Below are 14,529 nucleotides of genomic sequence, written 5' to 3'. Positions count from 1 at the left end.
TAGGAAGGCTTGTCATAATGGCCATTCAGCTTTACCTCCCTTGTTGCGAACTATTGAGCGTCTTTCTATTAGACTATTTGAATATTTTCAACAAAAGAGGTTAAAAAAAATTCACAATGTGTTGGGAAAAGGCTAAATTTAAGGTGTAGGCCGTATTAGGGAAGTAAGGTGAGCCAGCCAAGAGTAATAAACGTTTGTCTAAAAGCATTGATATGTTGCATCATGCTGTTCATTTCTTGGCATTCTGTTGCTCAGGAAAATTCATCAGTTTCCGCCTCCCACCCTGTATCTAAAAATGACACCTTACCGCTAACTTCAACAAGTTACACTGATCGCACGTTATTAAATAATCGCCTCTTTCTCTATCAATCAGGTAACGAAATCACTTCCGCCGCACAGGCAGTCACAGCATTTAAGCAGGGAAAATTTAGTCAAAACACCGCCGGACAGGTTAGTTTTGGCTTTACTAATGCCGTGCTGTGGGCTGTACTCCCAGTCAACGTAAATACTGTTTCAAATAGCCAAATAGGGGCTAGCCTAGGGACTAGCCAAGCTGCAGATACTCAGAATATAGATAATAAAACCAGCTTGAAAAGAGTGATTGAAATAGACAATGCATGGCTAGATAAAATTGATGTTTTCTTTATAAAGGGCAATGAAATAGTCAGGCGTGAGGCGTTAGGTGATACTGAACACATCGAGCGGCGCGGGTACAACGCAAGAATGCCAACCGTAAGCTATGCATTTTCGCCCGGCGAGACCCTCGTGGTTTTTCGCTTCGTCTCTCAAGACCCCATGACAATACCTGTCTATTTGAGCAACGAGCAAGCGAAAAAAACGGTGATGCTGGAAAATGCCTATTTTTACGGCTTCTTATATGGCGCCTTGCTTATTTTATTGGTTTATAACCTCGTTCTTTTTGTGTATTTAAGGGAACGGAAGTATTTACTTTACTCCTGCTATTTATTTGCCTTTACCGCGTTTAACTTTACCTACACAGGACATGGCTATTGGTGGTTTTGGGGGGCTTACCCATCTGTACAGCAGTGGCTAATGCCCGCTCTCATGCTTTGTTACATAACGGCCGGTGTAACATTCACAATCGAGTTTTTAAACACTAAGAAATACTTACCCTCGCTTTTTGCAAAGCGTAAGCTTATTTACTCAGGGTTGCTGCTACTTGCACTGATTATGTTGATATACGGCAATCAGCGTTTTGCCATCCTGGCCCAACTTGTTATTTTAACCAGCTTATCATTGTGGATGTTACTGATTGGCATACTTTGCTACAGAAATGGCAATACGCTGGCTAAGTTTTTCGTGCCTGCGATTTTATTGGGTACTGGCGGCGCTACGGTTTCTAGCCTTGCTACCTGGGGGGTTGTTCCCTATTCCCAGTGGGCGTTTAGAGGTATAGAGCTGGGTATGTTTTTAGAAATGTCGTTATTGTCTGTCTCGTTAGGTTTCAATTTTAAAGAAGTGTATAAAGCGCGCTTAAGTGCTGAATTTACTTCCCGAGTAGACCCTCTCACTAATTTATATAATCGCAGAGCATTTTCACAGTTAGTTTATCCACTTTGGGAGTTGGGCGTTCGCAAAAAGCAAAAGCTCGCAGTTGTTCTCATTGACTTAGATTGGTTTAAGCAAATTAACGATGCATTTGGACACGATGCCGGAGATCGGGTTTTAGAGTTAGTCGCTAAAACAATAAAAGAACGAGTGCGAAGCTCAGATCTGGTTTTTCGCTGGGGTGGCGAGGAGTTTCTACTGTTTTTGCCCGACACCAATTTAGAAGAGGCTAAGACTCTTGCTGAGACATTACGAATTGCGGTTGAGAAAGAAACTAGCCAGGGAATTGCAAAAGTGACCATGAGCATTGGCATTGCATCACTCGCCCCTTATCACCAAACGGCGGCAGAAAATGAAGAAAGCAATTTAAAAAGTGCCGACAAAACGAATGAAATATCCTTACATGAGTTAATAAAATCTGCTGACAACGCACTGTATCAAGCAAAGCAGAATGGTAGAAATTGTGTGGTAGCTGCGTAAACCAAGCCCTAACAAAGGCGTGTAATTAGTCATAGTTAAGCGCAGAAAACTGTCTATTTCAGTACTTCACATCCAGATCTCTTATTCAGCTGTCTATTAGTAGGGTCTACCACGGTGTTGTGGTGTTGTGGCTTTGTGGTGTTCTAGCGTATGCTTTGTTTTTTATCCTCGCAGCAATTTCTTATGTATCAAAATTTTCAAGCCGAACTCGACTGGGCACGACTCCATATGCCACGGACTCAAAAAGCCGTCGCCGAACTCCCTGAATTGAGCCACATCAAACTAGCGTGCAACATGCACTTAGACCTAAAAATGGCCCCGCTCGTCGAGGGATTGTTATCGCGTGGTTGCGAAGTTTTTCTCACAACTTGTAATCCCACAACGGTGCAGGACGATGTTGTCGACTATTTAGTTAAAAAGGGCGCAGTCGCGCATGCATGGCGCGACATGGATGACGCAGAGTGGTCTTCCTCGTTCGACAAAGCACTTGAATGGCAACCTACTCATTTATGCGAGATGGGGGCAGATCTCACCGCACGTTTTCATGAAATTTCTAGTAAAGGCGCATCTGTACCTAACGTAAAAGCAAGCCTTGAAGCAACGGGCTCTGGTATTAGTCGCTTAAACGGTATGTCTCCTCAGTACCCTATTTTTAATTGGGATGATTTGCCAGTAAAAGAGGGGCTTCACAACCGCCATATGGTTGGCTTAAGTGCTTGGCAAACCTTTTTTCAAACTACGCATTTAACGCTTCACGAGAAAGTAGTGGTAGTGGTGGGCTACGGACTTGTTGGGCAGGGAGTGGCTGCTTCTGCAAAAGCATTTGGTGCCCAAGTGCAGGTGGCTGAAATAGATAAAGCTCGTGCTTTACAAGCGAAATACGATGGTTGGCCGATAGTACCCTTAGCTGATGCCGTAAAAACCGCTGATATCATTGCCACAGCAACAGGTGCCAGTGGCGTAGTTCATGCTGGGCATTTGGACGCTATGAAAAATAATGCGTTTCTTTTAAATGTTGGGCATGTTGCCAAAGAAATAGATGTGGCGCACTTAAAAGCGAATGCCTGCCATACTGAACCAATGCCTTATGTGAATGCTTATACTCGAAACGGAAAAACGGTTTTCTTACTAGCCGACGGCTCGATGTTTAATTTAACCGCAGGTTATGGAGATAGTTTAAACGCGTTTGACGTGACATTAGCGGTAATGGCCGCAGGCATAGGTCATATTGTAGGGGAGGGGGAGTCTCATGAAAGAGGACTTTATCTGCTGCCTGAATCGGCATGGTCTTCGGCACTTTAGCAATGCGCGCAGACATTGGCTTTAATAGCCAATGTCTGCGAATACCTAAAAGGTATGTTTAGTTTTTTGTGATCTGAAGGCGTGTGTTTGCCAACGTAAGATTACTGGTGGAAAAGCGGTTAAACTTGTTTGCTGACACTGAACGCTCAAAGTTCTCTACGCAAAGCGTGGCTTTGCTTTCTAAGCAGTTTAATACAGCAAGGTTGTTAAGCGCGATGCTTTTGTTACCCGACTGCTCAACTGCTTTCTCACAATGAGTTTGAGCGGCTTCTAAGTTACTTGTGGCAATGTGAGCCACGCACAAGTTTGTGTGCAAAGGCGCTTGCATAGATGCTACAGATGTACGAGCAAGTTGAGCATTAAGTTTGCGAATACCACTGGCGTAATCGCCGTTTTCTACGTCTTGAACGCCGTATACATCCTCTACAGTAGTTCGTAGTTTAAATACACTGTTATCACTTTGCGCTAACGCACTGGTCGCAAAAAGAAGAGTGGTTGCTAGGGTTAGAACTTTAATCATGATATTTTCCCACTTGTCGCGTTAGTTAATTTGTTTTTAGACTTATCGATGCGTGAACTTTCACGTGGCTGATAAGGCATTGGTTAACGTTTTGTTAAACGATGATTGGAGAATAGTGACTTTTACTGTAATTACATGATGAAAAGATAATTACGTACTCACTTCTTTCTAATGAAAACCTAATGTTCATTATTTTTTTGTTTATTTTTATTTATTTCAAATGCTTAATTTTTTTTGATTGAGGTTTTTAAGTGCCTTCCACGTTATTCAGAATTGAAAGTTTTGTCGTTAATACCGCAGATAACACCATTTCTTGCGATGAACGCGCAGTGAAGGTAGAGCCAAAATGTATAAAAGTGTTAAATGTATTGGCAGACAATGCGCCTGAGGCAGTAAGTCGTGAATATATTCACAAGGCTGTCTGGGGAGAACGCGTGGTTGTCGATGAGGCACTTTCACGTGTTATTTCGCAATTACGCCATGCTCTGAATGACAATAAATCTAAAAGGCTGATAAAAACGATACCCAAACTGGGGTACAAACTAACCGTAACCCCAAGCTATGTTAATAGCGAAACCTCTAAAAGTGATGCTCGAGCACCAAAGACATCATCAACTCAGTCTTTATCTGCTAACAGCCACGAAAATGCAGCCCATACAAATGAGAAAACCACTAGATTGGAGGGCAACAGCCCTGAGCTTTTAGACAGCCCTGAGCGTAAAGACAGCCCTGAGCTTGTAGACAGCCCTCAGCCTGCAAACGCTTCAGAGCCTACATCAACTCGCTCTGATACCAATGCCAATAAGGTGTCGGCATCTACCTCATCAAATGCTCGCCATAAAGTGTGGCTAGCTATAGTGGCTCTCATTGTGATAGCGGCACTATTCTTTACCATGAGCAGAACTACTATATTAAAGACAGACAGTCAGCATGAAACCTCTCAGCAAGGCATAACAACTTCTGTTGCAATACTTCCTTTTAGTCAGATTTCAGATGATACAGATTCGTCGTATATTTCCCTTGGTTTAACAGAAGAAATTAGTTCAAGCTTATCGACAACACCCGGCTTCAACGTGCCTTCGCGCTACTCTACACTAGCGCTAACTAAACAAGGCTTATCGTTAGCCGATATTGCCAAAACGCTAAATGTGAATTACGCCCTTGAGGGCAGCGTTAGAAGAATTAATCAAAGCTTCAGAATATCGGTAAGATTAATTGCTCCATATGAGGATAAAACGCTGTGGAGTGAGCAATACGACGTAACCAGTAATGATTTACTCAAAGTACAATTAGATATTTCCAATGCAATTATTACCCGTGTATCTGCTACCAATACCGCATCGGAATCTGTATTAAAATCGGGTATTACAGACAATGCCGCTGCTTATCAAGCCTACCTTAAAGGTACATATTGGTGGATGAATGGCACAACCAGTGAGTGGTTTACCAAAGCTGAAAAAGCGTTTCTACAGGCTGTGAACCAAGACCCCACATTCTCGGCGGCTTATGGCAGTCTTGCTTATATTTATGCCCGCTATAACTTCTACGATTTGTACATACCGCAAGAGGAGGCGCTACCCAAAGCAAACGCTGCAATTGATAGCGCACTGAGATTAAACCCTTATGATGCCAATGCACATAATGCTACGGCTATTCTGGCTACCCTTGATTACCGTTTCGATGACGCTCAAGCAGCGTTAAATCGAGTGCTAAGTCGCAATGCTGACAATTCAACAAGCCTGTATCTTTCCTCTGAGTTAGCGTTGGCGAAACTGCAGCCAGAACGCGCGCTTTCGCTCGCTCAGCAGGCTCTAGATAAAGAGCCACTTTCACCTTGGGTAAACGTTAATCTGGCCATCGTGCATTATTGGCGGGGAGAAACCTCGTTAGCCTTGGCAACGTTAAAACGAGCCCTAGAAATAGACGATATGTACACATGGGCCTATGTATGGAAGGCGAGGATACTGGCGTTAGAAGGCAATAATGCCGCTGCAATAGAAGCAATGGAAGCGTGTTTGTCTATTGATCCATTTTCTTCGGTAAATGCCGCGTATCTGGGAAATCTACATTCGCTGGCAGGAAATAACAGCAAAGCTACGCAATGGTTTACCCATGCAGCATCTTTGCTTGGAGATAGCACCATAGCTCGCTTTTGGAAAACTCATGCTAGTCGTTTACGCAAAAGTGACGTAACTAACACTGATATTGCGCTTATGGAATCTCTTCTTTCTGAGCAAACCCAGGCGTTTAGCGTTATCCCGCTACTTACCGATGGCTACATAGCCACCGAGCAACAAAAAAGCGGTTATGAGGTAATACTCAATCATTTTCCATCTTTAACCAAACCCACTCCAATTGTGAATAGTCACAATGTAGAAGCCGTTCTAGCTCTGGTTAGACTCTCTAGCGATGCGCCTCAAAAGGCTGTTCACATCGAAAAGGCTCTCAACGAATTTTTGCGTACCTACTCGCGGTGGGCAGCTCTTTCTGGATTACAGTCTCGTTATGACAAATTAAGTAAACGCAGATATAAAAAAAGCGAGGACGCTTCATGACGACCTCGCTTTTGCTCTTTAATGAAAAAATAGACTAGCGGCGCTTGAACGGCGGATGGCCGCTAAAATTCGTTGAGCTTTCCGACTCGTTAGTCATTTCAAACTGCGCAACATCTACCACCGGTACGCACTCTACAGAGCGTTTGAATGGCGGTTTGCCGCGCATATCTACGCTCATTCTATTTTCACATTCTGTAGACGCATTCAGCAGTTCGAATTGCGCTACATCGTGTTCGCTCACTTCAACAAGCTCACGTTTGAAGGGAGGCTTTCCGGTGCGATCAACAATTATCATTTTTTTCACGCTGGCGTCGTTGGCACCAGATTCAGCGCTCAAAGCAGCAAAGGGAGACGCCGCTAGCGAAGATAAAAACAAAAGAAGCAATATAGATTTTTTCATAATGAATCCTCATTTAACCAGTGAGTTCAATGTTACTACGTGTGAAGTTTAACTTTTGATGACTAAAAAATAATCCTATCTCGCGATAGCTAAAAACTATCAATTTTGTAGAGGTTATAAAGATAGCTTAGTCAGAAAAAGGTGGGGTTGCACGTTTTGTGTGCTGTTATGCTCTGAGGTGGTGCGTGGAAAACCATGGAGCGCCAAAATCAATCTAAAAATCAGTAGGTTATTTTTTGGCTTTTTAATTGCAAACCTCTGTTCAGCTAAAAGTAGTTACACCACTACACCGTGAAGTTTGAGAGAATGAGTATGAACAGATATTTCAACGCTTTGAAAACAGCATCTTCGGCAGTGATGTCAGCCATGCTGGTTTGTTTATTTCTGACGAGTATCAACGCTTCTGCAAATTCTTTTTTACTAACAAGCAGTGGTGGTGGAACCTTGTATCTTCAATCTTCTGATGAAGAGCATAGAGTGTTCAATTATCTCATCGATACAGGCTCTTCTTTAACCATTCTCAATAAGGCCACATTCAAAGCGTTTAAAAGTGAACAGAGCGTAAAACAAGACGGTGTTGTTATTGCCAAACTGGCCAACGGCCGCAAGCAAAAAGTAAAGCTATATACCATACCGCTACTGACGCTAAGCGCTGATTGTCACTTCGAAAATGTGAAAGTGGCAGTCATGGATAATCAGCACAACATCTTAGGTATGGAGGTGCTTAGCAGAGCCGCGCCTTTCGGTATTCAAATGTCACCGCCCACGCTAACGCTTAACCAATGTGATGATGAATTGATGCCCGAATTGGTTGCAAAAAACACCAACAATTAGTGGCGCACAATCAGTAGCCCCGACCTCTCTCGACAATGCGTGTTAATAATGTAAATTAGCCTTGCAATACCATTCCTGCATTCCCACGCTTTGCTAGAAAACTTGCCAGCGCCTTCTGAGTGGGCAATCATCTATGCGGATTGGTATTTTAATTTTAGATGTATAAGGCTCACCACATGCAAATAGGCGGAAAAACACAGCAAGAAGCATTAGAATCTTTACGCGACATGACTACAGACATGTCGCCTATTCTCATTTCTGAATATACCGCGCGTATTGAAAAAGCACAGCAGTTCATGCAGACAAACGGTATTGCAGCGCTGTATTTAAATGCTGGAACTAATCTAGCATATTTCACCGGAATGCAATGGTACGCCAGCGAGCGATTAGTTGGCGCTATTTTACCTGCGCAAGGTGATGTGGTGTATATTGCCCCCGCTTTTGAAATCGAATCTCTAGAAGAGCGTAAAGTTATAGCCGGCGATATTATTGGCTGGCAAGAGCATGAAAGTCCTTATGCGCTCTTTGCTTCATTATTGAGTGATATAGATACTGCGGGTGGTAGCAAGGTAGGTATTGACGAATCTACTCAGTTTTTCATTGCAGATGGTTTTCGCAAAGTGTTACCCACTTCTTTTGAGATTATTAATGGTAGTGAGGTAACAGCACATTGCCGCATGCATAAGTCTGAGAATGAATTAGCCCTCATACAACGAGCTATGGACATGACGCTAGCCGTACATAAAGCCACGGCGAGTATGCTTAAAGTTGGTATGACAACCACAGACGTTGAGGCTTTTATTAATGAAGCACATAAAAAGGTTGGTGCCAGTGGCAGTTACTTTTGCATTGTATTGTTTGGAAAGGCCACCTCGTTCCCTCATGGAGTTAAAGATCCGCAGGTTCTTAAAGCCAACGATTTGGTTTTAATTGATACTGGGTGCAAGCTGCATGGGTATCTCTCAGATATTACGCGAACCTATTGTTTTGGTGAGCCAAGTGACAAGCAAAAGCGACTTTGGAACAGCGAAAAGAAAGCACAGATAGCGGCATTTAATACCGCCAGTATTGGAAATACTTGCGGAGCTGTTGATGCCGCTGCGCGCGAGAGTCTGCAAGCCGATGGGTTAGGGCCTGATTATACGCTGCCTGGCCTACCTCACAGAACAGGTCACGGAATTGGTATGGATATTCACGAATGGCCGTATTTAGTGAAAGATAACCCACACCCTCTAGCAGCGGGAATGTGCTTCAGCAATGAGCCTATGATTGTGGTTCCCGGTGAGTTCGGTATCAGATTAGAAGATCACTTTTATGTCACTGAAAACGGGCCAGTGTGGTTTACACAGCCCAGCAAATCTATCACCGAGCCGTTTAATTTTTAAGCAGCATTATAGGCAGGTAATCATAAATAGCAGTGATTCTTCAAACTAGATAAACATCATTAGTACAGCTCTTTTCAATGCTCTACACTAGCGAAATGTAAATTAGATGTAAAAATGCCGATTTAACCGTCGGCTTGGTTGTATTTTGCGAGGGTGAATGATGTCTGGAACTAGTGCCGTGAACAATCAAGCAAATAATGAAGAAATCACCATGTTTAAAGACATGGTGTTACGTTTTATAGACCAAGAAATTTTGCCCAACTACGAGCAATGGGAAAAAGATCATCATATGCCTCGTGAACTTTGGCACACCATGGGCAGCGCTGGTATGTTGTTGGTTGATATGCCAGAAAAGTACGGCACGGCAGACGCAAGTTTTGACGTTTGCCAAATGATTCAGGAAGAAATGTGCCGACTAGGATTACACAGCCTGGCAACGGGATATAACATTCACGCCAACATTGTGGCTCCCTACCTATTAAATATTGGTACCGAAGAGCAAAAAGACTATTGGCTTCCTAAAATGGCTACAGGAGAAGTGCTTACCGCATTGGCGATGACCGAGCCTAATGCGGGAAGTGATGTGGCCGGAATGAAAACCAATGCGGTTAAAGACGGCGATAGCTACATTTTAAACGGCTCCAAGGTGTTTATTACCAACGGTAATCAAGCCGACATGATTATTGTATGCGCCAAAACCGACCCAAAAGCCGGAGCAAAAGGCGTGTCTTTATTTTTAGTAGACACGAGTTTGCCGGGTTTCTCCACGGGTAAGCCCATTCACAAAATTGGTCAACACAGCAGCGACACGGGTGAACTCTTTTTCGAAAATATGCGAATACCGGCCAACGCCTTGTTAGGCGAAGAGGGGAGAGGATTCGTCTATCTGATGCAGGAATTACCCCGAGAACGTTTGGGGTGTGCGGTACAGGCTATTGGCCATGCACAAGGGGCGCTAGATCTTACTATCGATTATGTAACCCAACGCAAGGCGTTCGGTCAAACAGTGGGGCAATTTCAAAATACCCGGTTTAAATTGGCGGAATGCCAAACAGAACTTGAAATGTGTAGAGCGCTGCTTGAAAAGCATATGGATAAGTTCAGTCGAGAAGAGATGACAGTAACCGATGCAGCTATGCTCAAACTAGCCGCTACCGAAATGCAGGTGAAAATGGTAAATGAATGCCTGCAGCTGTTCGGTGGTTATGGTTACACCGATGAATATCCTATTTCGCGCTTTTACCGAGATGCTAGGGTGCAAACCATCTATGCCGGCAGCTCTGAAATTATGAAAGAGGTTATTGCACGAGGAATGCTAGGGCGTTAATCGAGAATTTTAATACCAACAACAAAAAATAATAAGCCCGCTTAATTTGCGGGCTGCTTTTTTTTACGGATTCTTTTACGACTGTTTTATAGTTCTTTTATAAAAACACCGGCATGCTTGCCTAAGCGGTCTATCAAGGCATCACCAAGCGCAGAGGCAGGTGTCCAAAATCCGCCTTTTACATGCGGAGTATCTTTTGCCAGGCAAAGCGCAGCCTGAGACAGCATTTTTGCAGTGCTTCCATAGCCTGGGTCTTTATCGCCTGTCACTTTCACTGTTTGCATTTCGCCATTACTAAGCTGAGCATAAAAGCGCATGTCGAACATGCCGTTTTCCTGCTCTTCCCGCGAGGGGCCTTCACCAGGCTTTGGTAAAATATGATCTGCAAGAAGGTTTCTCAAAGGAGAAAAACTTGCCGCTCCTACAAAAGCACCTAAACCGAGTGTAGTTATCCAGGCCTTACTGGCTGTTTTGCTCGACATTGCTTCATCGTAGCTAAACTCTTGCCCATACATGCTACTTAAAAGCTTATTACTGCGGTGAACAATACGTTCGTTGATGGCTGCCATAACAAAAGGCATTGTCCAAATACCGAGTTCGCTGTCGTATTCCGCCTTTTTGTGGTTTTTCTGCCGCTGATGGAACGGATGCTCAGGGCCGCAAAGCACATAGGGGTTTACTAACAACTTTCTTAAACTTGCGTCTTCACCTGCCTCTTTGAGCACATTTAACATGCTGGCAATGGTGCCACCCGATGCAGCGCCTTTAAGCTTATATACTCGCATCTTAATTTGTGAAGCTGGTTTGCCTGTTTTTTCTATAGCGAGCTTTTGCGAAAAATATACGCCGAGGTCTGACGGTATTGAGTCGAAACCCGAGCAATGAATTATTCGTGCACCCGAGTGCTTGGCTTCATCCTCGTACTTGTCGAGCATCGCCTTTATCCATTGAGGCTCGCCAGTTAAGTCGCAATAGTCAGTACCGGTTTGTGCACACACTTTAACTAGTGTTTCACCATACAGTGCATATGGCCCCACGGTTGAGATAATCACGTTGGTTTTCTCGCACAATGCGGTAAGCGCGGTTTCGTCGCTAGCATCAGCAATAAAGTGCGGTAGTTCAGTTAAATTGTGCTGTGCTTTTAATGCTATGAGTTTCTGTTCATCTCGACCTGCTATAGCCCACGAAAACTCGTTTTGGGGCAAGCCAGATAAGTATTCAACCATGATCTTGCCAACGAATGAGGTGGCGCCATAAAGAAGAATGTCAAAAGATTCAGGTTGTTTTGCAGCTGGCATAGGGGACCTATTCGGTTTTGTCGTGCTTCATCAACCAGGCATAAGCGGTTGTGAAAGCCGGCTCTTGAAATTGTTTTAACCCGGTTTCTGCAAATGGTACGGCAACGGGGTTTCTCCGCAATGACTCTTTAATGTCAGTAGGGCTAAATACTACAACGTCTAAACCGTCAATTAATTCAATGGCAGCCTCGAGTTTAAAGCCAATAGCGCTGCCAGCAAACTTACCTTTGCTCTGGCGCTGGCGAATAATTACTGCGTCAATTTTGTAATCGGCAACCAGCTTAGCGAAGGTGCTTTGAAAGCTTTTAAGCCCCTTAGCGCTGGTGTCTGCTAATGTTAACCGGCGCGAACGGCAGTCGGGAATGTGAAACAAACCATCGATAAGCGACAGCAGACACACCGTTGCCTCGTTACTCTTTATATCTATACCGCAGACTTTCATATTAATTCCTATATCTATTTGCCTTCAGTATAACCCGATTCGATACTTTTACGGCACTTAGGCTACAATTTTCCCTTTTTCAATGCCATTTCGCTGCCCTTAATTTGGTGAAGAGCGCATTAACATCTGTATTCGGTGATAAATTCGGTAAAAAAACGCCTATTCTAGTTCGATAAACTCTATCGCTAAGTGCATGGCTAACGCGCCTTCTCTCCCTTCAACTAGGTCGTAGAGCGTGTATTGATCGAGCTCGGCAATAAATTTTGATGTTGCATCTTGAAGAATAGTTCTCAGCCTGCAAGACGGTGAAATAACACATTTGTTGGTTGGTGAAGCAAAGCACTCAGCTAGAGCCACGTCTTCTACCGTGAGCCTAAATACTTTTCCGATATTTATGGCTTTGGGAGCTAAAGCCAGTCGAACACCGCCTCCACGCCCTTTTGTGCCTAAAATGTACCCGTGCTCAATAAGCAAGGTAATTACCTTCTTCAAGTGGTTGTAAGAGACAAAGTACGCGTCTGCAATCTCACTGGTCTTTACTTTTTTGTTGTTCCGCAACGCCAAATAGATAAGAACGCGAAACGCCAAATTCGTAAATGTGTTTATTTTCATAGGTCATCTAAAAAATCGATTGATGTAATCGTCAAATTTTACAGTAATGTAAAAATTAAATATATATTTAGAATATACTTTATTGTATATTTTGTTCTAAGGTAGAACAAAATGAAATAAGGTGGCGTAATGACAATTCTTGGCTACATTGCAGCCGTGCTCATGGGCATGGTGCTCGGTGTAATAGGCGGTGGCGGCTCAATACTTACTGTACCAATACTGGTTTATCTAATGGGAGTGGCTCCAGATGTGGCGACGGGTTACTCATTGTTAATCGTTGGAGCTACTGCTGCTTACGGTGCTGTACGGTATTTTAAAGAAGGGCTAGTAGACGTTAAGTCCTCCATATTATTTGCCATTCCCTCAATTATTGCCGTTTATCTATCTCGCGCTTACTTAATGCCGTCAATTCCAGAAACTATAGAGTTTCAATCAATAGCGATAGAAAAGAACTTGGGCATTATGGTTTTGTTTGCTTCTTTAATGCTTGCCTCCGCTGCGATGATGTTGAAAAAGGCATACAGCAAAGCGACTCCCTCCAAAGTAACAGCCGAAAACACCTCTCCCAATATTGCCCTCATTGTTGTAGAAGGCGCTGTGGTTGGCGTGATCACCGGCATTCTTGGCGCAGGCGGTGGCTTTCTTATTATTCCAGCGCTGGTTCTAATTTTGGGAATGCCCATGAAAAATGCTGTGGGCGCTTCTCTTTTCATAATCGCACTTAAGTCGTTAATTGGCTTTGTTGGCGATTTACAAACTGGGATCCAATTGGAGATGCCTTTGCTTCCACTCATGTTGGTAGCGACGTTCATTGGGATGGCAATCTCCACGAAGGTAGCGGGGAAGCTAGATGGTGCAGCTTTACAAAAGTTTTTTGCATTTTTCACTCTAGTTATCGCCGTTTTTATTATGTCAAAAGAGCTTCTTTAAGGGGAATACCATGAACGTTGAAACATTCTACGACAACAAAACAGCAACCTTCACTTATGTACTCTTCGATCCTACTTCGAAGGAATGTGGAGTAATAGATTCGGTTGCCGACTACGATATTTTTTCTGGTCGCGTAACGATGGAGAGCGCCGACAAAGTTGTTGCATTTATCAACGACAATCAGCTTATTAATAAATGGATTTTAGAAACCCACGTACATGCAGATCATATAACGGCGGCGCATTATTTGAAGTCGAAAGTGGGCGGTAAAATTGGCATTGGTTCAGGCATAAAAGCAGTTCTTGATACTTGGTTAGACGTTTTCGAAATTTCAAATGATACGCCCAATGATGGCAGCCAGTTTGATGTGTTATTCGAAGAAGGTGACACGTTTAGCATTGGTGAATATGAAGTAGCAGTTTGGCATACGCCGGGTCATACACCAGCATGTGCGAGCTTTCTAGTCGACGGAAAAATTTTTGTCGGTGATACCATGTTCGCGCCTAACTTAGGCACAGCAAGGTGCGATTTCCCAGGCGGCAGCGCAGAGCAACTCTATAACACCATTCAACGCTTTTTTACTCTGCCTGACGATACCGTTGTACATCTTGGGCACGATTACCCTAAAGAAGGCAGCGAGCCACTTTCTACGCTGACGATCAAAGAGGCAAAAGAAACCAATAAACAAATCCGTCCAGATGTGCCTTTAGCAGAATATGTTGAAAAACGAGAAGCAAGAGATGCCACTCTCGCTGTGCCAAAACTACTGTTGCCGGCTATTCAGGCGAACCTCAGAAATGGGCAATTTGGGGCACCCTCAAAGAGCGGCAAGCAATTTATCAAAATCCCAGTAAACGCTATTTAGGAGGTGGAAT

General features: G+C 43.7%; 13 protein-coding genes. 8 read left to right on the top strand and 5 right to left on the bottom strand.

Annotated features, from left to right (window positions below):
- The first annotated feature begins 222 nt into the window (after positions 1–222).
- Both CW735_RS15835 and CW735_RS15830 read left to right on the top strand, forming a co-directional pair.
- Positions 223–2,049 (top strand): diguanylate cyclase, encoded by a 1,827-nt coding sequence (locus CW735_RS15835; protein ID WP_100972900.1) that lies wholly within the window; start codon positions 223–225, stop codon positions 2,047–2,049.
- Positions 2,050–2,277: 228 nt separating this feature from the next.
- Entirely contained in the window at positions 2,278–3,351 is a 1,074-nt protein-coding gene (locus tag CW735_RS15830; RefSeq protein ID WP_232368302.1) for an adenosylhomocysteinase, read from the top strand.
- A gap of 58 nt (positions 3,352–3,409) precedes the next feature.
- Here the strand turns inward: CW735_RS15830 and CW735_RS15825 are convergent, their stop codons facing one another.
- Entirely contained in the window at positions 3,410–3,871 is a 462-nt protein-coding gene (locus CW735_RS15825; RefSeq protein WP_071980554.1) for a tetratricopeptide repeat protein, read from the bottom strand.
- Between the two features lie 251 nt (positions 3,872–4,122).
- Here CW735_RS15825 and CW735_RS15820 point away from each other — a divergent pair, with 251 nt between their 5' ends.
- The gene (locus tag CW735_RS15820) at positions 4,123–6,426 is read left to right on the top strand and encodes a winged helix-turn-helix domain-containing protein (protein WP_100972899.1); all 2,304 of its coding nucleotides are present in this window, start codon (positions 4,123–4,125) and stop codon (positions 6,424–6,426) included.
- Between the two features lie 34 nt (positions 6,427–6,460).
- On the opposite strand, the gene CW735_RS15815 is transcribed toward CW735_RS15820, so the two are convergent.
- Entirely contained in the window at positions 6,461–6,826 is a 366-nt protein-coding gene (locus tag CW735_RS15815; RefSeq protein WP_071980552.1) for a hypothetical protein, read from the bottom strand.
- Between the two features lie 312 nt (positions 6,827–7,138).
- Here CW735_RS15815 and CW735_RS15810 point away from each other — a divergent pair, with 312 nt between their 5' ends.
- From CW735_RS15810 to CW735_RS15800, 3 genes are all read left to right on the top strand, one after another.
- Positions 7,139–7,660 (top strand): retroviral-like aspartic protease family protein, encoded by a 522-nt coding sequence (locus CW735_RS15810; protein ID WP_071980551.1) that lies wholly within the window; start codon positions 7,139–7,141, stop codon positions 7,658–7,660.
- Positions 7,661–7,836: 176 nt separating this feature from the next.
- Positions 7,837–9,045, top strand: coding sequence for a M24 family metallopeptidase (locus CW735_RS15805; RefSeq protein ID WP_071980550.1), 1,209 nt, complete (start codon positions 7,837–7,839; stop codon positions 9,043–9,045).
- 157 nt (positions 9,046–9,202) lie between these two features.
- Positions 9,203–10,372 (top strand): acyl-CoA dehydrogenase family protein, encoded by a 1,170-nt coding sequence (locus CW735_RS15800; protein WP_232230506.1) that lies wholly within the window; start codon positions 9,203–9,205, stop codon positions 10,370–10,372.
- 86 nt (positions 10,373–10,458) lie between these two features.
- On the opposite strand, the gene CW735_RS15795 is transcribed toward CW735_RS15800, so the two are convergent.
- The 3 genes from CW735_RS15795 to CW735_RS15785 form a co-directional block, all read right to left on the bottom strand.
- A complete protein-coding gene (locus CW735_RS15795) occupies positions 10,459–11,670 on the bottom strand; it encodes a saccharopine dehydrogenase family protein (RefSeq protein ID WP_071980548.1) in 1,212 nt (403 codons plus the stop codon).
- A 7-nt stretch (positions 11,671–11,677) separates the two neighbouring features.
- Positions 11,678–12,112, bottom strand: a complete 435-nt coding sequence (locus CW735_RS15790) for a DUF3010 family protein (protein ID WP_071980547.1) — start codon at positions 12,110–12,112, stop codon at positions 11,678–11,680.
- 159 nt (positions 12,113–12,271) lie between these two features.
- Complete coding sequence (locus CW735_RS15785) at positions 12,272–12,724, bottom strand: RrF2 family transcriptional regulator (RefSeq protein WP_071980546.1); 453 nt, start codon at positions 12,722–12,724, stop codon at positions 12,272–12,274.
- Positions 12,725–12,853: 129 nt separating this feature from the next.
- On the opposite strand from CW735_RS15785, the gene CW735_RS15780 reads away from it, so the two are divergent.
- Both CW735_RS15780 and CW735_RS15775 read left to right on the top strand, forming a co-directional pair.
- Positions 12,854–13,654: a sulfite exporter TauE/SafE family protein gene (locus CW735_RS15780; RefSeq protein WP_071980545.1), complete on the top strand. Its 801-nt coding sequence runs from the start codon at positions 12,854–12,856 to the stop codon at positions 13,652–13,654.
- A 10-nt stretch (positions 13,655–13,664) separates the two neighbouring features.
- Positions 13,665–14,519 carry an MBL fold metallo-hydrolase gene (locus tag CW735_RS15775; protein WP_071980544.1) on the top strand — a complete coding sequence of 285 codons (855 nt, stop codon included), beginning with the start codon at positions 13,665–13,667 and terminating at the stop codon, positions 14,517–14,519.
- Positions 14,520–14,529 lie beyond the last annotated feature (10 nt).

Source organism: Alteromonas sp. MB-3u-76 (genome assembly GCF_002831605.1).
In the GTDB taxonomy this organism is placed as follows: Bacteria; Pseudomonadota; Gammaproteobacteria; order Enterobacterales; family Alteromonadaceae; genus Alteromonas; species Alteromonas hispanica.
The sequence above is the reverse complement of the archived record's forward strand: the minus strand, read 5'-3'. Positions and strand labels throughout refer to the sequence as shown.